We start from the raw sequence: 23159 nt of genomic DNA, 5'->3' as shown, positions 1-23159 counted from the left end.
AGTTAGGCCCGAGCCAACAAGCAAGAGGGCGATGTGGCAATCCATCGCCACGTCAGCTGCCGGTTCGTCGTCAATAGCCCGTGAGCTCCATATAACCTTCACCTATGTGGCTGTCACTCTTGCTATCAATGTCACCCTTGTTGTCACTGTCACTCTTGCTGTCACCGCGACTGATGCGCACCGGGCCTTCCCAATATTGCATGCTGAGCGCCATGCGGGCGTCGGGATTGAGGGCCTCAACTTTGAGGTTAAGCTCGCTGCCTGTCCCGTTGTTTTCGCCTGCGCTTTTGTCTTTCAAATTCAGTTGCCAGGCAACCGGATAGCCCTGATGGTAGTCGCTTGGCGACATCGAAATCACTTCAAGCTTTTGGCTGCGGCCATCGGGCCACATGCGGTTGGCATGGGTGAAGGATTTGGCGTTTTGCTCACGAAGCGCAAACAGCATCAGCGCCGAGCCATCGTCGAGGCGCAGCGCGAACCAGTCCCAGCCTTGCTGCTTAAGCCCCAAAAACGCCGAGCTCCATTCGCGGTCGAGCCAGCCCTGGCCGCGAACCTGTTGCCAGCTGCCGTCCAGCAGCACCTCGCCCTCAATGTGGATAAAGGGCGCGGAATAATAGTGGGATGCCAGCCCCGCATCGGCGCTCTTGGCGCTGTAGCCCTTGTCGCCCTGTAATTGCAGCGGCGAGCTGCTTGAGAGGTTGAGCCGGTATGCGAGCGTGCCCTTATCGCCGCTGTGCGCTACAGCAAGGCTTGCGGGAAACAGCGCCTCGGTTTGCGACTGCCAGCGCCAGTCCGAGAGATACACAGCAAAGGGGCTGCCCCCAGCGCCTGCAAGCGCCCCATGGCCGCGCGACCAGCGCTCGGCGGCGATATGGCTGTTTTTACGGGTCACGGCGGCATGGGCAAACCACAGTTGGCGGCTTTGCCAGCTATTGTCTGATTGAGCTGCCTGGTTCAATGCCGGGTCTGGCTCTTGTTCTGGCGCTGGGTTAAGCGGCTTAAGCGCGACTCTGAACTGGGTCCATTGCAGCCCCAAAGGCTCGCCGCTGGCGGTTGTGAGGTTGGCGGTGAGATACCACCACTCCTGACGAAAGTTATTATGGGGGCCATGGTCTGCGGGAAAACTTAGTGCCGTTGTGGGCTTAACCTTATCAAAACCTGTGATATCCCCTGACATCAGCTCGCCCATGCCGGAGCTGTCCTGGATTTGGCTGTTTTGCGTCTGAGTTGTGACAGGTTCGCCGCAGCCGGACAGCAGCGCAAGCAGTAGCATAATCGGCAACATAAGTGGCAAGGTTTTGATTTTTTTGCAGAATGCCATATCAATTTGCCTCCTGCTGCAAACTGCGGATAAGCGGGCGGCGGCTTTGGCGCCACAAGGGCCAGGCCAGTGCCAGTGCGGCCGACAGCAGCGCTGCGCCTACGGCGCTGAAAACCGGCAGCCATTGCCAGTCCATGGTGAGACTCCAGCCGAAGGAGAGCAAAATCACTTTGTGGATCAAAAGGTAGCCAAGTACCCAGGCCACGGGGATGGCCAAAAGCGCGGTGGCGAGCACCATCAGCAGCATTTGCGCAGCGCTCATTAACAGCAGCTCACTGCGGCTCACCCCGAGGGCGTGCAGCCGTGCCAGCGGGTTTTCGCGGCTCGCCGAGAGCATCGACAGCGCCGAGAAGAGCCCAATCGAGGCCACAAGCAGGGTGAGGGTGCCAAGGCTTGCGGTGATTTCAAAGGTGCGGCCAAACATGCTGATGGCGATTTTTTTGATGTTCTGCTGGCTGAAAATCTGCGCCCGCGACAGCTCAAGCTCGCCCGCGAGGGTGTCGGCCAGCTGCTCGGCATCGCAGCCGTTGCAGCTTAGTGCAAGGCTCATGGGAATTGGCGATAACCCGAGTTGCTGCCAGAGGGTTTCTTCAATCAGGGTTTCAAGCTGCTGATTGCCGTGATCGTAAAAAATGCCTGCGACTTCAAGGCTGACGTCTTTGCCGCCCACCGTGATATCAAGCCGCTGCCCAAGTCGCAGGTTAAGCTTTTGCGCCATGGGCTCGTTAATCAGGATTTGCCGCCCGCCGGCCTGCATGGCCTGCCACAGCGCGGCATCGAAGGTTTTTAAGGTGCTGGTTTCCCGCACCGAAATACTGTCGCGCGCCAGCAGCCGAAAGCGGGTTTGCTGCTGCTCGCCCATGCCGTTAAGCAGCGCAGGGCTTGAATACTGGCGGTAACTGGCGCTGATGCGGCTATCGTTTTCAAGCGTTGCCATCACCTGCGGCATGTGGCTGTCGCCGGGGCGTAAATAGATGTCGGCGTGCAGGCGCTGATTGAGCCAGACCTTTAACGTGCCTTCAAAACTCACCACCAGGGTCGTCATGGCAATATTGGCCGACAGCGCCAGCAGCATGGCCATCATGGCAAGTGACATGGGCGGCGCCAGCACCTTAAGCTCGGCAATAAGGTACTGCCCAAGCCCGGGGCGGATTACCCCCGATTTGCCAAAGAGCGCAGGCAGCCTTGCGAGCAGGCTTGGCAGCAGCAGCGGCGCGGCGAGGGTCACCAGCGCGATAAGCCCAAGGCTGTAAAGGGGCAACAAGCGGGTAAGCTGTTGCTCACGAAGATATTGGCTCACGCCAGGCTCAAACAGGGTGATGATAAGCGCAAGCAGTAACAACGCGGCGGCTGCAAAAAGCTGCAGGCGCTGCATCTTCACATCAAACCCCTGATTTGCCGCCTGATGACGGCCCGAGGCGAGCGGCGTTGCCACCAGGCGCGCCATCAGCGGAATACAGGCAAAGAGACTGGCCGCCGCACTGAGCCCAAAGGCTTCGATAAACCAGCCGGGGCGCCAATGACCGGGCAGCAGCCGCGCGCCGTAAACCTGCTCAAGGGTCATGGATACCAGCGGCATCAGCCCCTGCCCAAGCCACAGCCCAAGGGCAAAACCTATTGCTGCGCCAAAAATTACCATCAGCATCAGCTCCAGCACCAGCGCGCCAAGCAGCTCGCGCTGCCCCACGCCGAGCTGTCGCAGTTGCAGCAGCAAACGGGTGCGCTTCATCAGGCTGTAACGCACGCCGTTGTAAGCAATAAAAAGCCCCACCACAAAGGCGAGCAGGCCCATGGCCTTAAGGCTTAAGTGAAAACTGCCGGAGAGCTCGGTCAGCGCCGCGCCGTTGTCGCCTTGAAGGATATCAAGGCTTGATTCATCAATGCCGGCGGCGCTGAGCTGCTGTTTAAAGGTCTCAAGGGGGATGTTATCCAGCACCTCGATTGAACTCAGTGAATGGGGCAGCTCGAGCGCCTGTTTGGCAAAGGCGAGATCGGCCACAGTGGCGCTGCCAAGGCCGAGAGCGTCATCAAGGCCAATCAGTTCAATGGCTTGGCCTTTAAGTTTGAGCGCACCTTTGGCGCTCACCTTTTCAAGTTGGCTTTGACTTAACAGCAGCACAGGCGCACCTGTGAGTAAGCTGCCAAGGTCGAGGTTTGCCGACAATGGGCTGGCTGGCCCGGTGCCTGGCGCGGGTGTACTGGTGCCTGGCGCGGATGTACTGGTGTAGGAGGCTGCAATTGACGTGGCCGCTATGATGTCTATGCCGTCGAGATAAAAGCGCCGGCCGCTGTCGTCGGTCATCACGCCGTTTAACCTTGGCATTAACTTAAGCCCCTGACGGCTTAAGCGGAAATACACCTCATCATCGAGATATGCCTTGCCGCCTGCGGGCAGCAGGGTAAAGGCGGCGCGGCTTGAAAGTGGCGCGGTGGCCTCGCGGTAACTGCTGCGGGCGTTTTCATTGATGCTCTTAACCGCCGTGAGCAGCACCACCGACAAGATGACTCCAAGCAAAATCGCCCCCGCCTGCAGCGGCGCGCGGCGGTAGTGCCCCAAAAACACCCTGAAGCTGAGCCAGAGTCCATGGAGGGGGCGGTGATGTTGTCGCTGCGCCGCTGTGCTCATACCTTTGCCTGCCCGGGCTGTGCTCATACATTTGCCTGCCCGGGCTGTGCTCATACATTTGCCTGCCGGTGCTGCTCGCGCTCAGCAATGCGCCCGCCACTTAAGTGCCAGCGCCTTTGCATAAAGGCGGCGCAGCGCTCGCTGTGGGTCACCATCAGGATGGCGGTGTTGCTCTCGCGGGCAAGGCTTGTCAGCAGCGCCATTACCTCATCGCCGGACTGTTCATCGAGGTTGCCTGTGGGCTCGTCGGCAAGCAGCAGTGGCGGGCGCTGGGCGAGGGCGCGGGCAATGGCCACCCTTTGCTGCTGGCCGCCGGAGAGGCTGTCGATTGGGCGTGACAGCAGCTCGCTAAGCCCAAGGCGGCTTATCAGGGTGTCGCACCAGCCATTCCAGGGCTTGCCATTGAGGGCGAGGGGAAAGTGAATATTGGCGCGCACATCGAGCGGGTCGAGCAAGTTGAACTGCTGAAACACCATGCCAAGCTCGGCGCGCCGAAAACTGTCCCAGTCGCGGGCGGTAAAATCGTTGGCGAGCCTGCCAAGGAGGTGAATATCGCCGCTGTCGGGGGTATCGAAACCGGCAATGAGGTTTAGCAGGGTGCTTTTGCCGCAGCCACTTGGACCTGTGAGGGCGATGGTTTCGCCGCCATGGATGGCAAGGGTCAGGCCGTCCAGTACCAGATGGCGTTCACTGCCATCCTGAAAACTTTTTTTTATGCCGGCAAGCGCGACGATGGGGGTCATGACTGCTCCTGAGGTCCATTTACTGCGCAGTGGCTCGAGAATACCCGAGTCACTCAGTTAAAACTACGGTTAATCACGGGCTTGGGATCGTTTTTTAAACTGCTTTTGCTGCACTTTGTTGGCAGTTGAAGGTGCCGTAGATGCTAAAAATGCTGGTTAAATTCGTGGCAAATGTGAATTTTAATGATGATTTATAACTTGGTGTTTATAGTGCGCGGTTTTGCCCTTTGGGGCGAGATTTTCGGCGGGTTTGACTGTCTTTTTACTGACATATTTTTGTCATAAAGCTTTGGTCTAATGCGCCGCGACTTCCCCGAATCCAAGAGAAATAGCATGAGTCAAACTGTACAAACCACTTCGCTTCAAACCAAGGTGATGAACTGGATTGCCATCGCCGCGATGATTTACCTCGTATTGGTGGCTGTAGGTTCAGTCGGCGATGGTTTCAAACTGGCCTCCGGTGGCAGTGAGGGTGCAAAAGCGATTTTTGCCTTTGCCAGTCACCCCTTCGTGGCACTCTTGCTGGGGGTATTTGCCACCGCACTGGTGCAAAGCTCCTCCACGGTAACTTCGGTGATTGTGGGGCTGGTGGCGGGCGGCCTGCCCATGTCGGTGGCCATTCCCATGGTGCTGGGTGCCAACATAGGCACCACCATCACCAATACTCTGGTGTCGGTCGGCCATGTGCGTAATAAAGACGAGTTTCAGCGCGCTTTTGCGGCTTCGACCGTGCATGACTTCTTTAACATTATGGCGGTGATGATTTTCCTGCCGCTGGAAATCATGTTCGGCATCCTCGAGAAATCTGCCCGTTATCTGGCTGATCTCGTCACTGTCGATGCCAACCTGTCGATGAAAGACTACAACTTTATGAAGGTGATTACCGAGCCCGGTCAGTCACTGGTTAAGGCATCGGTTTCCTGGCTTGAGCCGCTGTGGGCAGGTGTGGCCATGATTGTTATCGGTATTGGCCTTATTCTGCTGGCGGTGACCTTTCTTGGTAAGTTACTGCAAAAAGCGCTGGTTGGCCGCGCCAAACACATGCTGCACAGCGCCATTGGCAAGGGGCCGCTGGCGGGGATTCTGTCAGGCACAGCTGTGACTGTGATGGTACAGTCGTCGTCCACCACCACCAGTCTGATGGTGCCTCTGGCAGGCAGCGGCGTGTTTACCACCCGGCAGATTTACCCCTTCACCATGGGCGCCAACATAGGCACTACCATTACGGCGCTGCTGGCGGCGACGGCGATTTCAGGCGCGGCATCTGAAGTGGCGCTGACCATTGCCTTTGTGCATGTGCTGTTTAACGTGTTTGCGGTTGCGCTGATTTTTGGTTTGCCGTTTTTGCGCGATATTCCGGTGCACTGCGCCGAGGCGCTGGCCCGCACCAGCGTAAAACACAAAGGTGCGGCGCTCGCCTACGTGCTTGGCTGTTTCTTTGTGCTGCCGGGTACCTTGCTGCTGGCGATTCGTTAACCGCTTCTGTCAATGCAAAAGGGCGCACTGCGCCCTTTTTTGCGTCGCTGCAAATCGTTATCAGCGTGCGGCGGCGTAACGGCTCAGCTCATCAATGCTCACTTCGCTGACAAAGTTGTCGTCTACAAAAAAGCGCACCGAGTCACCGCTGCGTTTGCCGGTCATGGTCTGCTCGCTGCCATCGTCAAAGCGAACCAGCATGGCGAGGGTGTCATCGTCGATGGCGACAAACTGCGCATCCTCAATGTGTTTGCTGCCGGCCATGCCAATGGTGCCTTTAAGTGGCGCAGTGCTCAGCTCCTTGCCAAGCTTGTCATTGACCTTGATAACCGCGTTGGCCGGTGTGTCGACCAGGGCAGGGGATTTACCTGTGATGGGGTTTTTACCGGTCCAGAATTCGATGCTGTTGAAAATAAACAGATCCGCTGTGGCGGTCAGGCCATAAACAGGGGCCAGCAGCATATACAAGCCGGCGCGGCCGTAACGGTTGTCCACCGCCGACAGGTTGCCCTGGGTCAGCATGCTGCTCAGACCCATCTGGCCCATACAGCCGCTGAGCTGGGTGCAGGCAAGCAGGCTGGCGGTAACGGCTATCATCTTCTTGTTCATTGGGTATTCCTTAGGATTGCTTTGGCGCTAGGCCATTCGACAGGGGCGCAGATCCTAAAGACTGAGCGAAAAAACGCCGCGCGCTGCTTCACAGCCTTGGGTAAAACCTTTGTTGCGGCCTTGTCCGGCTCGCTTGGCTTGTAAGCATCACTGGGGCGCTGTTGAGTGAAACGTCGTCTGGTTGAGATTGGGTTTGCTGGTGGTTGAAGTGGCGTTGGCTTGGCGTTGGCTTGAGGTGTTGCGCCTGGGGCTGATGTGGCGGCGATTTTTACAGCTGTGACCTTTTGTAACCGCGCTGTCTTCGCCCCCATGCCTTTGCTTTTACCGCATGCAAGTTTAAAAAAACACTGTTACCTTGGTTGCGCGCTGATCGCTTTGGGACGCCGTCTCGTAATTTGGTATGAGGGATTGTCGTGCCGGTGACAACTTTAAGATCATACTTAATCGAATTGCTTGTTTACACTCAATTCCGGTGCTTATATTGCTTTAGAATTTTCCTATAGTTCAACTAGTTGAGTAACAGGAAGCGCTAAAGTTACTGTCGTCCTTCCCGCTTGGGCAAGAGAGTAGCAGGTGGTGTTTTGCCACTGGCGCAGCTTGTCTTTTGCCGTGGCACATCCGCGTGGAAAGCCCGCGCGTGGAAAGCCCGGCGGTGGAGAGAAAGGATGCAGGAAACCAGGCTTAAAACCTTCAAGACCCGAATACTGCTGCAAATTGCCCTGCCACTGATTGTGCTGATGACGGCGCTGGCGGCGGTCAATGGCTGGTTTGATTATCAGCAGACCCGTAAGGATTTTTTTGCCGATCTGGCCGAAAAAGCCAATTACGCCGCCGGCAGACTGGAGTCTGAGCTTAACTTCACCGAGCGCGACACCCGCACCCTGGCCTTTGCCCTGACTAACCTCGCCAGCACCGAAGAGCTTCAACAAGGCGACAGCCTTTATCTGCAACTGCGCGAGCGTATGGCGCTCAATCCCGGATTTTATGGCACCGCCATCGCATTCAAACCGGATTTTCTGCCCACGGCGCGCCTGTTCGCCCCCTATGTGTTTCGTCAGAATAATGAGCTTATTCAAAAAGATCTCGGCCGCGATGGCTACGACTACAGCAGCGGCAAGTGGGATTGGTGGGACAAGGCGATAGACAACCCCGAGGGTTACTGGACCCCGGCCTATTTCGATGAGGGCGGCGGCGATGTGCCTATGCTCACTTTCTCTCAGCCCTTTGGTGGCAAGGTTGCCCTTGGTGTGGTGACCACCGACTTGGCGCTCGCAGGCCTGCCCGCCACTGTGGGGATAAGCCCCAAACAATTGATAGTGGCCGACGGCAGCGGCCGGCTGATTTATCACCCCGACAGCGAGCTGTCGCTCAATGGCACGCTCGCCGATTGGTTGGTTGATGGCGTTGACCCGCGCCTCCTTACCATGGCGCAGGGCGAGCTTAGCGTTCGCGATCGCAAAAACACCCGTTATCTCGTCAGTGTGGCACCGGTGCAGCCCCTTGGCTGGCGTTTGCTGGTCGTGACCCCGGAGCAGCATCTGCTGGAGGCTATGAGCCACAAGGTGCTTGGGGTGTCGCTCAGTATGCTGCTGTTTTTGGGGCTGTTGCTGCTCACCAGTTATGCCAGCGCCCGGCGCTTGACTGCGCCGCTCGAGTGGCTTGAAAGCGGCATTGTCAGTTTCAGCAAGGGGCAAATCAAGCGGCTGCAAAAGCCATCGGGCGCGGTGCGGGAAGTCGCGACCTTAAGCGAGAAATTCAACGAGATGGCGGCAGCGCTGGAAGAGCGCGAGCAGGCACTGCTCGATTCCCGTGGTAACCGCTTTGCCCGGCTGATTGATGGCATGAGCGACAAATCCTTCTATTGCTCGATGGCACCCAGCGGCGCGCTCGAGCAGGTCAGCAACGGGGTGGAGAAGGTGCTTGGTCTCTCGCCCGAGCTGATGAAGCGCAAATACCAAAGGCTGTTTTCCAGCAATCCCATCAACGAGCAAAACTGGCAATACACGGAGCGGGCGCTAAGCGGTGAGAGTGTGCCTGCCCATCAGGTCGAAATGGAGGCCCACGATGGCCGCCTGCGCCGACTTGATTTGTTTATGCAGCCGCTGCTGGATAACGATGGTGCCCTGTTGTCGGTGGAAATGCTGTTTACCGATGTGACCGAGCAGATGTCGGCGGCGGCCTGGTCCAATGCAGTGCTCGAGGCAGCGCCCGAGGCAATGCTGATTGTCGATGAGGCTGGCAATCTGGTGTTCAGCAACAGTCGCTGTCAGTCGCTTTTTGGCTATCGCAGCGATGAGATGCTTGGGCTTAATGTTGAAACCCTGATGCCGGAAATGCACCGGGTTGCCCACGCCCAAAGCCGCCATGAGTTTGTTGCCAAAGGCAAAGACAGGATCATGGCCGAAGGCCGCTTGCTGCATGCGCTCAAGCGTGACGGCAGCCTGTTTCCGGTGCAGATTGGCCTCAGTATTTTGCCCGCCGATGATAATGGCCAGCACCAGGTAGCGGCCTCTATCCGCGATCTGTCGGTGCAGATAGAAGTGGAGCAAAAAATTCGCGAGAGCGAGAGCCGGTTCCGCGGGCTGGTGTCCAATATCCCCGGCGCCGTGTACCGCACCCGCATCGGCGAGGTGTGGGTGATGGAATATGTCAGCGACAATATCGCCGATATCACCGGCTACCCGGCCTGGCACTTTATCGACAACAAAAAGCGCAGTTTCGCCTCCATCATTTTTGATGACGACATGGGCCACTGCAATCGGGTGATAGACACAGCCCTCGCCGAGCAGCATGCCTTTGAGGTGGAATACCGGATTGTGCACCGGGATGGCCAGCTGCGCTGGATCCACGAAAAAGGCAAGGCCAGTTACGATGAAGACGGCAACCCGCTGTGGTTTGACGGCGCCATCAACGACATCACAGAGCAAAAACTGTTTCAGGAGCGGCTGGAGCAGTCCCGCGAGCGGCTGGAACACATCACCGAATCTGTGCCGAGTACCGTGTATCAGCTCACCTGGCGCCACGAAAAAGATCGCCGTTTTACCTTCCTGTCCAGCGCAGTGATGTCGACCCTGGGTTTCCATCGTGATGAAATCTTTGCCAATTTTGAGCTGGTTGCCGAGCGTATCAACGATGAAGACCGCCCCGAGTTTATCCGGTTACTCAGCGGCAAAGGCGGCATGCAATGGACCAAGGAGTTCCGCTACAGCTTCCCGTCCGGCGAAGTGCGCTGGCTTGAGGCCGGGGCCCGCGGCAGCAAGCAGGACGATTGCCTGGTGTGGAACGGCTACATGATGGACATCAGCGCCCGCAAAAAAATGGAGGCCGGGCTTGCCAAGAGCGAGGCGCACTTCCGCGCCCTGTTTGATAACGCCGGCATGGGCATAGTCAATCTTGATGGTCGCGGCATGATTAAAGACTGCAACGCCCGCTTCTTGAGCGACCTTGGCATGAGTCTGGATGATGTGAAGCGCCGCGCGCTGGCGGATTTGATGTACCCCGACGACAGAGAGCTTGCTACCAACTTGCCGCAGGCTCTCACGGAGAGTGGCGACAGCATCCACGGCGAGTGGCGTATGCTGAGCGGCTCTGGCGAGCTGATGTGGATGGCGGTGATAGCCTCTGAACTCGATGAAGACGATGGCGAGCGCTCGGTGGTGATGAGTGTTGCCAACATCACCCGCCTTAAACTGCTGTCGGATGAGCTGCTTGCCGCCAAAGAGGACGCCGACGCCGCCAATCAGGCCAAGAGCGACTTTTTGGCCAATATGTCCCACGAAATCCGCACGCCGATGAATGCCATTATCGGTATGTCGCAGCTGTGCCTGCAGACCAATCTTGACCGCAAACAGCGCAATTATGTGGAGAAAATCGAGCGCGCGTCCAAGTCGCTGCTTGGGATAATCAACGACATTCTCGACTTTTCCAAAATCGAAGCCGGTAAGCTTGATATCGAAGTGGTGCCGTTCCAGCTCGATACCATCCTTGAAGATTTGGGCGACATGTTCTCGGTCAAGGCCGAGGCCAAGCAGCTGGAACTGCTGTTTTCCGTGGCGCCCAATGTTCCAAGGCACCTCGAAGGCGATCCGCTGCGCCTCGGGCAGGTGCTGATTAACCTGATGAATAACGCGATTAAGTTTACCGAGCGCGGCGAGGTGATGCTGTCTATCAGTGAGCTTGCCCGCGATGGCGATGAGGTGCAGCTTAAGTTTGCGGTGCGCGACAGCGGCATCGGCCTTACCGCCGAGCAGCAGGGCAAACTCTTTAAATCCTTCAGTCAGGCCGACACCTCCACCACCCGTAAATACGGTGGCACCGGCCTTGGACTCGCCATCTGCAAACAGCTGGTGGAGCTCATGGGCGGCGAGATAGGTGTCGACAGCCAGTTTGGTAACGGCAGTACCTTCTTTTTCACCATCAGTGCCAAGGTGTCGGAACAGGCCTTGCCCAATGTGGAGCGTGAGCTTGAAAACATGCCGGTGCTGGTGGTGGACGATAACAACACCGCCCGCGACATTATGCGCGCCACCCTGCAAAGCATGGGTTTTGCGGTGGAAACGGCCCGCAGTGGCATGGAAGCGCTGGAGAAGTGCGCCGCGAACACCTATCGCATCGCCATGGTCGACTGGAAAATGCCGGAAATGGACGGCCTTGAAACCGCATCCCGCCTTAAGCAGTTGCCCAATCCGCCCGTGGTGCTGATGGTGTCGGCCCATGCGGATGCCAGTTTTGTCGATGAGGTGGCGGCGCGCGGGAACAGTGGTTATATCGCCAAACCCATCAGTGCCTCGCGGCTGCTCGACGGCATTATGTCGGCCCTTGGCAAGCAGGGGCAAAAGCCGGTGCGGCGCAAGGCTGAGCCGCTGGATGCGGCGCAGCTTGAATGCCTCAGGGGCAAGCGCGTGCTGCTGGTGGAAGACAATGAAATGAACCAGGAAGTGGCGACTGAGTTTCTTGAGCAGGTGGGCGTTGTGCTCTCCATCGCCGATAACGGCCAGATTGCGCTGGAAAAACTCAGTCAGCAGACCTTTGATATTGTGCTGATGGACTGCCAGATGCCGGTCATGGACGGCTATCAGGCAACCCGCGAGCTTCGCAAAATGCCGGGGCTGGCCGAGCTGCCGGTGGTGGCCATGACAGCCAACGCCATGGCGGGCGACAGGGAGCTGTGCCTTGCCGCCGGCATGAACGACCATATTGCCAAGCCCATCGAAGTGGGGCTCTTGTATCAGGCGCTGCTGCGCTATCTGGGCCCGGCCGATATCACCTTGCCGGCAGCAGACATGACGCTGAAAGCGGCAACGCCTGCCATGGTCAGCTGGCCGCTGCACGACGATATCGACATCGACCGGGGGTTGCAGCTGGTGCAAAACTCCGCCCGGCTCTACCGGCGTATTCTTGAGCGCTTTGCCGATGGCCAGGCGCAGGCGCCGGCGCAAATCCGTAAGGCCATCAAAGAAGGACGGCAGGAGGATGCGGTGCGTTTTGCCCACACGCTGAAAGGCGTGGCCGGTAACCTCAGCGCCGAGGTGTTGGTGGAACTTGGTCGAAGCCTTGAGGCTAAGCTCAGTCAAGGGGAGGCGGTGGATGAGTTGCTTGCCGAGCTTGAACTTAAGCTTGCGCCCATAGTCGCGGCTATCCGCCTGTGGCTTGATGGTGAAGAGGGCGATGCACAGTCCGACGCTCAGGCGGAGGTGCTGCCCGATGCTGAGGTTTGCGCGGCGCTTCGGGCGATTCTGGCCAAACTCGAAGAGTCCGACGCCAGTGCTGTAATGGCGATCGATGCGCTTGGCGCTCAGGTGGCGCCAAAACTCAAGGCCAGGTTTAAACCCGTGACCGAGCTGGTGTCGGGTTATCAGTTTGACGATGGGGCCGATTTACTCAAAGAACTGCTGCAGGAACTCGAAGGCAGTTCGGACGCGTGACGGGTTTGGCAAATTCAGGGGAGATATCAAGGTGACAGTCGATAAGGCTACTGTGTTGGTGGTGGATGATACCCCGGAGAATATCGACATTCTGGTGGGCATACTGGGGCAGGACTACAAGGTCAAAGTGGCCATTGACGGCCCCCGGGCGCTGGCGGTGGCGCAAAGCTCGCCGCCGGATCTGATTTTGCTCGACGTGATGATGCCGGGCATGAGCGGTTATGAGGTGTGCCGCCGCTTGAAGCAGGAGCCGATGACTGCCCATATCCCGGTGATTTTTGTCACCGCCATGGCAGAAGTGGCCGACGAAACCCAGGGATTTGAGCTTGGCGCGGTGGATTACATCACCAAGCCGGTTAGCGCGCCCATTGTGAAAGTGCGGGTAAAGACTCACCTCGCGCTCTATGACCAGAAGCGGCTGCTTGAAGAGCAGGTGCGCGAGCGCACCAAAGAGCTTGAACGCACCCGCTTTGAAATCATCCGCCGCCTCGGCCGCGCCGCCGAATACAAGGACAACGAAACCGGCCTGCACGTGGTGCGTATGAGCCACTATGCCCGGCTTCTGGCGCTGCAGGTGGGCTTGCCCGAGCCGTTTTGTGAAATGCTCTACAACGCCGCGCCCATGCACGACATAGGTAAAATCGGCACGCCGGATGCGGTACTGAAAAAGCCCGCCAAGCTGGATGCGGATGAGTGGAAAATCATGCAGCAGCACGCCCAGATAGGCGCCGAAATTATCGGCGAACATGCCGACCCTCTGCTGCAGATGTCGCGCCGTATTGCGTTGACTCACCATGAAAAATGGGATGGCTCCGGCTACCCCAATGGCCTCAAAGGCGAGGAAATTCCCATCGAAGGGCGCATCGTTGCCATTGCCGATGTGTTTGATGCGCTGACATCGATTCGTCCTTACAAAAAAGCCTGGACCATAGAAGACACCATGGCGCTGTTGGAGTCCGAAGCAGGCAAACACTTTGACCCGGCCCTGGTGGAGCACTTTAAAGTGATTCTGCCCGAGGTGATTGCCATCCGTGACCAGCATATCGAGACCTGAGCTGTCTGTGTGTCGGTTTTCAGAGGTATTGATTCAGATATAAAAAAAGCGCCGAAGCGCTTTTTTTGTGTCTTGCATTGTCCTTACGAACCCGTTTTTACGAGCCTGGCTTATTGCTATCAGTCCTCGAGGGAGTAAGGCAGCGGCAGCAGGCGGAAGCTCGCCTCGTGGTCGTCTGCCAGACGCAGCACCGCATCGGCGGCTGTGTCGTTGGCAAGCACGGCGCTCATCAGCACCTTACCGCCACGGCTCACCACCTCGATGATGTTGCCGGCTTTGCGATAGCCGCCTTCAACGGCGATTTCCAGTGTGCTTTCCAGCCTGACCGGAGTCTTGCTCTCGCCCTGCAGTATGTAAAGGGCGCGCTTGTTGCCGCCGCGATACTTGGTGCGGGCCACGGTTTCCTGCCCCATGTAACAGCCCTTGGTAAAGCTGATGCCGCCCACGGCCTGCAGGTTACACATTTGCGGAATGTATTCGCTGGCATGGCTGCCGGCAATATTGGGGTAACCGGCGCGGATTTCTTCGGCCTGCCACACATCGGCGCCAAAGAGCGGCTGGTCGCTGGCAGCGATAACCGCGTTGGCCTGAGTCCGGTCAAGCAGCAGAATGTAGCGCTCGCCATCCCGGATGACTATGCCCTTGTCGGTGTAGCTCACGGCGGCATTAATCTCGCCAAAATAGCCGCTGACAAAGGTATGGGCATCTTTGCCGGCCACGCCAAGTAGACAGTAATCGGCGCTGACATCGGTGAGCTCAGCTTTGCTGAACACGGCGTATTTTTTCAGCTGTGGCAGTGAGACTTCAAGCGCGCTGCGCGGCAACAGCAGCAGCAGGGCGTCGTCCTTTTTCAGGGCGCGGAAGGTGGCGAGCATACGGCCCTTGGGATCGCAGTGGGCGCCCCAGCAAATGTCGCCGGGCTTGAGTGAACTGATATCGGCGGTGACCTGGCCGTGAATAAAGCTTGCGCCCTGCTCGCCGGTGACCGACACCAGCCCCATATGGTTAAGCAGGCTTAAGGAGAGAGCCGGGCCGTCGCTGTCCAGTGCCCAGTTGGCCTGAGAGATGGTGAATGTCATTGCCTGTTCCTTGAAATGAACCGAGATTTGGCATCGATTGTAGCGGATAGCGCAGGCGGGGTGAATGGCCGTGGCACGCAAAAAACAAAAGGCGCCCGAAGGCGCCTTTGGCATTGCTGAGCCGTACCTCAGTACAGCAGGCGGGTGCGGATGGTGCCTTCGATGGCGCGCATCTGCTCCAGCGCTTCTTCGGCCTGATGGGTATCCACTTCCATAACCACGTAACCGATATCGGCGGTGGTTTGCAGGTACTGGGCCGAGATGTTAATGCCTTTCTCGGAAAACGCCTGGTTAATCTTGATAAGGATACCGGGGCGGTTTTTGTGGATGTGCAGCAGACGCGAGGTGCCCTTGTGCAGCGGCAGCGATACTTCAGGGAAGTTTACTGCCGACACGGTTGAGCCGTTATCTGAGTATTTGGCGAGTTTACCGGCCACTTCGATGCCGATGTTCTCCTGCGCTTCTTCGGTGGAGCCGCCCACGTGTGGAGTCAGGATAACGTTGTCCAGGCCACGCAGCGGGCTTTGGAATTCATCGTCGTTTGACTTGGGCTCAACCGGGAACACGTCGATGGCCGCGCCGGCGATGTGGTTCTCTTTCAGCGCCGCAGTCAGGGCGTCGATGTCCACCACAGTGCCGCGGGAGGCATTGATAAGGAAGCTGCCTTTTTTCATCTGCGCCAGTTCATCGCGGCCAATCATGTCTTTGGTGGCCGGGGTTTCGGGCACGTGCAGACTGACTACATCGCTGGTGGCGAGCAGGGTTTCCAGTGAGTGGATTTGCTGGGCGTTACCGAGCGGCAGCTTGTCTTCGATATCGTAGAAGTTAACCCGCATGCCGAGGGTTTCGGCCAGAATGCCAAGCTGGGTGCCGATATGGCCATAACCAATTACGCCCAGGGTTTTGCCACGAGCTTCGACGCTGCCGTTGGCGCTCTTGAGCCAGCCACCGCGGTGACAAAGCGCATTGCGCTGCGGAATACCGCGCATCAGCATGATGATTTCACCGAGCACCAGTTCGGCTACCGAACGGGTGTTGGAGAAGGGGGCGTTGAAAACAGGGATACCGGCAAGTTCAGCGGCTTTCAAATCCACCTGGTTGGTGCCGATACAGAAACAGCCAACACCGACCAGCTTCTCGGCCTTTTTCAGCACCTCAGCGGTGAGCTGAGTGCGGGAGCGAATGCCAACGAAGTGGGCATCTTTAATGGATGCAGCCAGCGCCTCATCGGAGAGGGATGCCTTGTGAAATTCGATATTGGTGTAGCCCGCCCGTTCAAGTACATCTACCGCAGATTGGTGGACGCCTTCGAGCAGCAGGAACTTGATCTTATCCTTATCCAGCGAGTGTTTCGCCATGGTGTAGATACCCTCTTTTCTAATGCCAAATTTTGGTAATGGTCTGCTGACTGTCAATGCCCACCCAAAGTAGCATTTTTTTTACACACTGTGGAGGGCTGGATGGCTAAAGTGTTTATTCAAATTAAAGAACTCTATTCAGTAAGATGAACAGTGCCGCAGATGCTAAGGCTGCGTTTGGCCCGGCCGCTTTTTGTACGAGTGCAAAAACTCTGAATTTACAATTGTTAATAATTTAACAAAATGGAGAAATATGGCGCCGAAAGTCGTACCATTGCTGGCTTTTCGGGAAAGAGTATTGGTTACAGTACGTTGTTCCTGTTGAGGCTGGGGTTGATTCATGCCTTAGACTGATGGTTTTATATGCGCCAGCCAGCACAATGGCTATTCCGGTTCAAGCAGTTGGCGTGCATAACGTCTTACAGGGAAGTATCGGTCGCTGCGATCTATAAAGGGAGATGGAGCGTTGAATACGGTAAATGAGTTAGTGTTTGTGCATCAGTTGGTTGCACCCTGTCATCTGGCCATTCTGGCCGAGTCAATCGGGCTTAAAACCCGTATCGTTAAACATCCGGGTGAGCTTGATGTTGAACGCGGTAACAATACCTTCTATCTGATTGCCCAAAAGGGCGCAGCGCTGGACAGCAAAGGCATTCCACTTTTGGCGAGCCGGTTGGTGTCCCATGTGCCGGTGGCCTTGTATCAGGTTGACCGTGAGTCACTGGATCAGGAAGCGGCACTGCTGCTTGGGATCCGCGGTTTGCTGTTTGCCGATCAGCGCATGGATTTGATGCTGACAGGCCTGCGTAAGATGGTGGCTGATGAGCTCTGGTTTGACCGGCCGCTTATCAGCAAGATGTTCCGCCGTCTGGTGCAGAAGCTGGATTCGAACGTTGAAGTGTCGCCGGATGCCATGGCTATGCTGCAGTCGCTGACCAGCCGCGAACGCACTATTATTCAGCTGGTGGGCAGCGGCGCGCGCAATAAGGAAATTGCCGATCGTCTCTGTATCAGCGAGCACACAGTGAAAGCGCATATCTCTTCTATTTTCCGCAAAACCCATTCCCGTAACCGGGTTGAGTTGCTGCGCTGGGCGCAAACCCATCAAAGTCATTTCGCTCTGGTCAGTTAACCTTTATGGCAGCCCGTTCGGGCTGCATTGGTTTTAGCCTCAGGTTTATCTCTTGCGTTTATCTTTCGGGCATTAGCTTCATAAGCCAGCTTCTGCCTTCACAGCCCAAACTCAGTTAAATCCGTGCCTGTGACATCAGCACCTGCCAAAGCAGCTGTTAAACCAGTGCCGGTAAATGACAGTTACGTTAATAGCATCAGCGCAATAAAAAAGGAGCCCTTGGGCTCCTTTTCAGTGGGCCACCTGAGCGTGGCCCGTTTTGTTTGGCTAATCAGCCTTGAAAGATCAGTGCTGAATAACAGTCGCGACGTTTTCGGTGCCAGACTGCATCACGTTGATGCTGTTGCCAACGCCGTTCTGTGAGCCGGTGACCAGGTTGTTGGTGCCGCTTTGAGCAACCAGCAGGCTGTTACCGTTACCTGTTACTGCGAAGGCGCCGTCATCGTTACCTACCCAGTTGCCATTGCCGGTTTGGGTCAGCTTGGCCAGGTTTTCATCGCCAACGATCAGCAGGTCAATCACGTTCAGATCGCCGGTCTGGTCGGCAACCACGTCGGTGTTGTTGTTGCCTTCAATGGTTACAATGGCTTCGTTATCATTGCCTTTTTGCTTCACGTCAACTTCGTTGTCGTTGCCGGCGGTCACTGTGTAAGCGAAGTTCATGTCGCCTTTTTGAACCACTTCGAGGCTGTTGTCTTCGCCGAAAGCGCCAGCCTGAATCTCGTTGCTGTCGCCTTTGGAGCTCAGATCCAGGGTATTGTCGTTGCCCTGGGCTACAAACTCGGCGTAGTTGGCGTTGCCTTTTTGCTCCAGATCCACGTCGTTGTCGTTACCAACAACAGCGAACTGTGCGCTGTTGACATCACCTTTTTGCTTGATGTCGATTTGGTTGTCATTGCCCTGAACCACGGCAATCAGGCTGTCACCGATGGCGTTCATTTCGCCTTTCTGGGTGATTTCCACGTCGTTGTGGTCACCGGTGGTGAATTCCAGCACTGAGGTGTTGCGGTTGCCGTCCTGGCTCATGGTCAGGTCGTTGTCGCTGCCCTGCAGGCCGTAAACAAAGGCCAGGTTGTTGTTGCCTTCCTGGGTCAGTTCAATGGCGTTGTTGTCGCCGGCTACGCCGCGCACGCCACCGACGTTGTTGTCACCTTTCTGGTAAACGGTCACGTCGTTGTTGTCGCCTTCGTTGGTGCTGCCATCGAGTGCAAGCAGGCCGCCCTGGTTGTTGTTACCAGTTTGGGTGATCTTGCCATCGTTGCCTGTGCCTGCAACGCGGAATACGGCGAAGTTACCGTCGCCATCCTGATCCACACTGGCAGTGTTTTCGTTGCCAATCAGCTCAACTGAGCTTTCGTTCAGGAAGCCGTTTTGAATAACGTCGACTTTGTTGTCGTTACCTGTGGTGGCGGCGGCGCTTACGTTCAGGAAGCCTGATTGGGTCACTGTGTCGGCGTTGTTGTCACCGGTTTGCTCGGTGTTGGCAATGTGCCACAGGTCAGTTTGAGTCACGGCCACTTGGTTGCCGTTGCCGCTTGAGGTGCTGTAAGACTCGTGGAAAGTACCTGATTGAGACACTACAGCGCTGTTATCTGCGCCTGACTGGGTCACTTCGGCAACGTGCATTACGCCGGTCTGCTCGACAGTGGCTTCGTTGCTGCTGCCTGACTGGGTGACTTTGATGTCATTGGCTTCGCCGGCCATAACCTGTGCAGACAGGCCAAATGCAGCGGCGATGGCCAGTGCTACCAAGGATTTGTTTGCTTGTGATTTCATGTGACGCTCCCTGTTAATATTGAGTCACGGCGATGGATGCACCGTCGCCGATTTGGTGAATGGTGAAATTGGCACTGCCTAACTGGTTGAGTTGTACCTGGTTGTCGTCCCCAATCTGAGCAACTGTGGCGCGGTTGTCCCTGCCAACCTGGCGCAGCTCAACGCTGTTGTTTACCCCAACCTGAATCACTTTGGCCTCGTTGCCCGAACCTGCCTGGGCGGCATACAGCTGATTTTGACTGCCGGCTTGCTCGGCGCTGAACTGGTTTTGCGCCCCGACCTGAAACAGTTCGACCAGATTTTCGCGGCCGTGGGTTTCAAGCAGGGTTTGCAAGGTGACGGGCAGCGAGTGCAGCGTGCTGTCGTCATCTGTGGTGGGTTCAGCGTTGGCAAAGAAGCTGCAAAGCAGGAGGGAGGCGGTCAACACCCACGTCTTATTGGTAGACACTCGACACTCCTTTGCGATGCATTCCATATGGTTAGCAAAATGTTGCCATCGGATTCAGGCACAAACTTACGGTGCCGGGCCGGTACTCACAATTGGAAGAAAGCTTATTTAATTTGGCTGTTTCGGCCTGAGTCTTACTGGTATGAGGTGTAATTACTCTTTCGGTAAAACAATGACTTAGTGTGTTTTTGCGAATGTTGGTGCAGGCCGGCTTAGCTGTTTAGGGCTAGTAGAAAAGTATGGAGTGTGCGCCGGGCGGTTTTCATCCCTGCTTACAGAGTGCACAGTAGGCGGCGTAATGAAAGGCAGTCGAGCGCCTTGGGGCAAATCCGCTTTCATTGCACGACTTGGCCTGAATTGAATGGTTTTAGCTGAATGGCTTTTACCGGCCAGTTTTTTCCAAGTTGTTTTTACTGAACAGTTTTTTTACTGAGCAGACGCAGGCAGTAACTTTTCAGGTGGCTCTCCGGCCACCTTTTTTTATGCCCTCAAAACCCTGCTTTGCGAGCCTGGTTGATAGCGGTTTTTTCGCCCCTTCCTTTAATTCAGTCACGTTTATTCTTGCAGTGTTTTATCGGTAAAGAATACGGTTTAACTGGCCTGGTAATCGCTGGAATGGCTGTTTAAATAATGCGCGTTTGATTAAATGGCAGGAGTAAAATAATGGCGTGGTTTTGAAAACAATATCTGATTATTCAGTATGATATGTTTTATATTGAGTTTGTTAGTCGCTGTTATTTAACTAAAAATAATTGCTCTATCTTTATCATCAAACAAAATGATGGTTCTTTGTACTGTTTGCGTCTGAATTTGCTGCGAATATCCATTAGCCGAACTGTGATCCCACCCCTTCTTTTAGAGTATTAACTCTGTAACAATCCCGCCCGCGTTAACGAAAGATAACGCCATTATTAAAATAACGGGGTTGAAAATATGGATAATGTTAAAAAGCTGACTGCCGTCGCCATGGCAGTTGCGGCGGCGCTGCCATTGGCGGCTTCTGCCGAGGTGATGATCACCGAGTATGTTGAAGGCAATTCCAATAACAAGGCGATTGAGCTGTACAACAGCGGTGATGCGACCGTTGATTTGAGCGGCTATTCGCTGGTGCGCTACAAGGATGGCGCGACCACTCCCACCAACATGGTGCTGCTGGATGGCACCAGCCTGCCCGCCAAGGGTATTAAGGTGGTGCTGCACCCGAGCGCCGCTATTACCTTGCCAGCCGGCACCGACAGCATGAATGGTGAACTCTTCTTTAACGGCACAGATGCGGTGGCGTTGATGAAAGATGGCGCCATTGTGGATGTGGTTGGCGCTATTCCCACTCCGAAAGACTGGGGCCTGAACGTTACTATCGCCCGCAAAGCCTCGGCGCTCAAGGCCAATGCCGTATTCAACGACGCCGACTGGGACACGTCAGCCGTCGATACCTTCAGCGGCCTTGGCCGTGTCGGCGATGCCGTGGTGGTGCCGCCGGAGCCCACGTTCAGCTGCGCCGGTGCCACCCTGGTGCCTATTTATGAAATTCAGGGCAGCGGCGACAAGAGCCCCTTGGTGCCTGAGGGTAAGTTTGAATCCGAGACCGAAGTGACCCTGCGCGGCGTGGTCAGCGCCCGCGGCGAGAGCCTCGCCAAAGGTTTTTATCTCATTGATGTGAAGGGCGATAACTCGCCGCTGACTTCCGATGGCATTTTTGTATTCCTCGGAGAAGCCGCTCCTGAGGCCATCCAGCCCGGCGTTGAAGTTTGCGTTCAGGGTAAGGTGAAAGAGTATTTCGGCCTGACCCAAATCGATATCAAGGCCGACAAGAAGTTTGAAGTAGGCGCCAAGGGCGAGGTGCCTGGCGCAGTGCCGTTTGCCGTGACCGATGGAGAAACCCTGGAGCAGGCGCTGGAGCGCTTTGAAGGCATGAAGATAGTGCTGGATGCCGGCAGCGAGATGAAAGTGAGCCGTACCTTCAGCTACGACTATGCCGGTCGTCGCAACAACCTGATGTTGTCTCACAAGGCGCCGCTGATGAAGCCGACTCAGCTTTATCCGGCCCTGAGTGAGGAAGCCATTGCCCTTGAAAAACAAAACCGTGGCAATGAGCTGTTTGTCGAATCCGACTTCAAGGCCGCCAATGGCGTGGTGCCTTTCCTGCCCGATTTTAATGCCGAAACCGGCTACATTCGGGTGGGCGATGAGCTCAAAGGTCTCGAAGGCATGGTGAGTTACAGCTTTAATGAATATCGTCTGGTGACCAGTAACACCATCACCCCGGCCGACATTGTTCGCGGTAATGATCGCACCAATGCTCCGTCTGTGGCCAGCAAGGGCGATATCCGGGTGGCCAGCTTCAACGTGCTTAACTTCTTCAACGAGGTCGCGGGCGGCGATGCTAACCCCACCGGCGAAAACCGTGGTGCCCTGACCGAAGAAGAAATGTTGCTGCAGCGCACCAAAATCGTCAGCGCCATTACCGCCATGGATGCCGATATCGTTGGTTTGATGGAAATCGCCAACAACGGTTTTGGCGACAAGAGCGCCATCGCCGATTTGGTCAATGCCCTCAATACCAAGCAAACCGCTGAAAATGCTTATAAGTTTGTTGAAATCGCCGATGCCGACAAAACCGATGGCAAGTTCTTCGGCAATGATGCCATCACGGTCGGCATGCTTTACCGCGCGTCCAAGGTGAGCCCTGATGGCGCTGCCTTTGTGATTGAAACGCCGGAGCAGCACGCGCCGGCGGGTGTGCTGAGCCGCGACAACAAGGGCACGGCAGAGCAAAATCCGGCGCAGGACAAGTACCAGCGTCACAGCTTGGCACAAACCTTCAAGGTGAAGGACGACAAGCTGACCGTGGTGGTCAACCACCTCAAGTCCAAGGGCTCTGGCTGTCTTGAGGATTGGGTGAACTTTGATGAGAGCCGCGATCCGGCCAATCTGCAGGGTAAGTGTAATGCCTTCCGTGTGTCGGCGGCCAAGGTGATTGGCGAGCGGTTAAAGTCGGTGGAAGGCGATCTGCTGGTGATTGGCGATCTCAATGCCTACGGCATGGAAGATCCGGTGCGTGTGCTTACCGATTACGATGCCAGCAAGTCAAATCGGGCGGTTAAAACGGCTAGTTACACCACCCTTGGCGGCAAAACCTATGAGCAGGAAGGCAGTGTAATCGACAAGGGCTATGGCCTGATCAACCTCAACACCCAGGTGCACGGTGCCGATACCTACTCCTACAGCTACAACGGCGAGCTGGGTAACCTCGACCATGCTCTGGGCAACGACAGCCTGGCGAAACGAGTGGTGGACATCGAGGACTGGCACATCAACTCGGTCGAATCCAACCTGTTTGAGTACGGCAAGAAGTTCACCGGCAGCCTGGAGAAATCCGAAAACGCCTTCTCGGCCTCGGATCACGACCCTGTGATTGTGGCTTTAAGCTATCCGGATAAAGAAGCGCCGAAAAAAGATGATGGCGGCGCTTTGGGTGGGCTGGCATTGGCGCTTATGACCCTGATGGGTCTTGGACGTCGCCGCCTGAAATAAGCGACTGGGCAAGGCGTTCCTTCAGGGAACACTGAGTAGTGAAAGGGGATGCGTGCATCCCCTTTTTCTTTCCAGTTTC

13 protein-coding genes are annotated in these 23159 nt (G+C 56.3%); 5 read left to right on the top strand and 8 right to left on the bottom strand.

What is annotated here, in order from left to right:
* Positions 1-70: 70 nt before the first annotated feature.
* The 3 genes from KJI95_RS04390 to KJI95_RS04380 are packed head-to-tail and all read right to left on the bottom strand — an operon-like array spanning position 71 to position 4690.
* Complete coding sequence (locus KJI95_RS04390; RefSeq protein ID WP_214505926.1) at positions 71-1321, bottom strand: lipocalin-like domain-containing protein; 1251 nt, start codon at positions 1319-1321, stop codon at positions 71-73.
* A 1-nt stretch (position 1322) separates the two neighbouring features.
* A complete protein-coding gene (locus KJI95_RS04385) occupies positions 1323-3974 on the bottom strand; it encodes an ABC transporter permease (RefSeq protein WP_214505925.1) in 2652 nt (883 codons plus the stop codon).
* A 23-nt stretch (positions 3975-3997) separates the two neighbouring features.
* On the bottom strand, positions 3998-4690 hold the full coding sequence (locus KJI95_RS04380; protein ID WP_214505924.1) for an ABC transporter ATP-binding protein: 693 nt from the start codon (positions 4688-4690) through the stop codon (positions 3998-4000).
* A 333-nt stretch (positions 4691-5023) separates the two neighbouring features.
* Between KJI95_RS04380 and KJI95_RS04375 the strand changes: the two genes are divergently transcribed.
* Positions 5024-6166, top strand: coding sequence for a Na/Pi symporter (locus KJI95_RS04375; protein WP_214505923.1), 1143 nt, complete (start codon positions 5024-5026; stop codon positions 6164-6166).
* A 60-nt stretch (positions 6167-6226) separates the two neighbouring features.
* On the opposite strand, the gene KJI95_RS04370 is transcribed toward KJI95_RS04375, so the two are convergent.
* Positions 6227-6775, bottom strand: coding sequence for a DUF3332 domain-containing protein (locus KJI95_RS04370; RefSeq protein ID WP_214505922.1), 549 nt, complete (start codon positions 6773-6775; stop codon positions 6227-6229).
* Between the two features lie 665 nt (positions 6776-7440).
* Between KJI95_RS04370 and KJI95_RS04365 the strand changes: the two genes are divergently transcribed.
* Positions 7441-12699 carry a PAS domain S-box protein gene (locus KJI95_RS04365; protein WP_214505921.1) on the top strand — a complete coding sequence of 1753 codons (5259 nt, stop codon included), beginning with the start codon at positions 7441-7443 and terminating at the stop codon, positions 12697-12699.
* Positions 12700-12730: 31 nt separating this feature from the next.
* Entirely contained in the window at positions 12731-13753 is a 1023-nt protein-coding gene (locus KJI95_RS04360) for an HD domain-containing phosphohydrolase (protein WP_214505920.1), read from the top strand.
* 119 nt (positions 13754-13872) lie between these two features.
* Here the strand turns inward: KJI95_RS04360 and ygfZ are convergent, their stop codons facing one another.
* Together ygfZ and serA are read right to left on the bottom strand one after the other, a co-directional pair.
* Positions 13873-14832: a tRNA-modifying protein YgfZ gene (ygfZ, locus tag KJI95_RS04355; protein ID WP_214505919.1), complete on the bottom strand. Its 960-nt coding sequence runs from the start codon at positions 14830-14832 to the stop codon at positions 13873-13875.
* A gap of 128 nt (positions 14833-14960) precedes the next feature.
* Positions 14961-16190 (bottom strand): phosphoglycerate dehydrogenase, encoded by a 1230-nt coding sequence (serA, locus tag KJI95_RS04350; protein WP_214505918.1) that lies wholly within the window; start codon positions 16188-16190, stop codon positions 14961-14963.
* 466 nt (positions 16191-16656) lie between these two features.
* Here serA and KJI95_RS04345 point away from each other — a divergent pair, with 466 nt between their 5' ends.
* Entirely contained in the window at positions 16657-17322 is a 666-nt protein-coding gene (locus KJI95_RS04345) for a helix-turn-helix transcriptional regulator (protein ID WP_214505917.1), read from the top strand.
* A 285-nt stretch (positions 17323-17607) separates the two neighbouring features.
* On the opposite strand, the gene KJI95_RS04340 is transcribed toward KJI95_RS04345, so the two are convergent.
* Positions 17608-19098, bottom strand: a complete 1491-nt coding sequence (locus KJI95_RS04340) for a curlin (protein ID WP_214505916.1) — start codon at positions 19096-19098, stop codon at positions 17608-17610.
* Positions 19099-19111: 13 nt separating this feature from the next.
* Positions 19112-19546 carry a curlin gene (locus tag KJI95_RS04335; RefSeq protein WP_349356701.1) on the bottom strand — a complete coding sequence of 145 codons (435 nt, stop codon included), beginning with the start codon at positions 19544-19546 and terminating at the stop codon, positions 19112-19114.
* A gap of 933 nt (positions 19547-20479) precedes the next feature.
* Here KJI95_RS04335 and exeM point away from each other — a divergent pair.
* Positions 20480-23080, top strand: coding sequence for an extracellular exonuclease ExeM (gene exeM, locus KJI95_RS04330; protein WP_214505914.1), 2601 nt, complete (start codon positions 20480-20482; stop codon positions 23078-23080).
* The last annotated feature ends 79 nt before the right edge of the window (positions 23081-23159 follow it).

It is taken from the genome of Shewanella jiangmenensis (assembly GCF_018596335.1).
Classification (GTDB): domain Bacteria; phylum Pseudomonadota; class Gammaproteobacteria; order Enterobacterales; family Shewanellaceae; genus Shewanella; species Shewanella jiangmenensis.
Note: the sequence above shows the minus strand (reverse complement) of the source record. Positions and strands in the feature narration are given on the sequence as shown.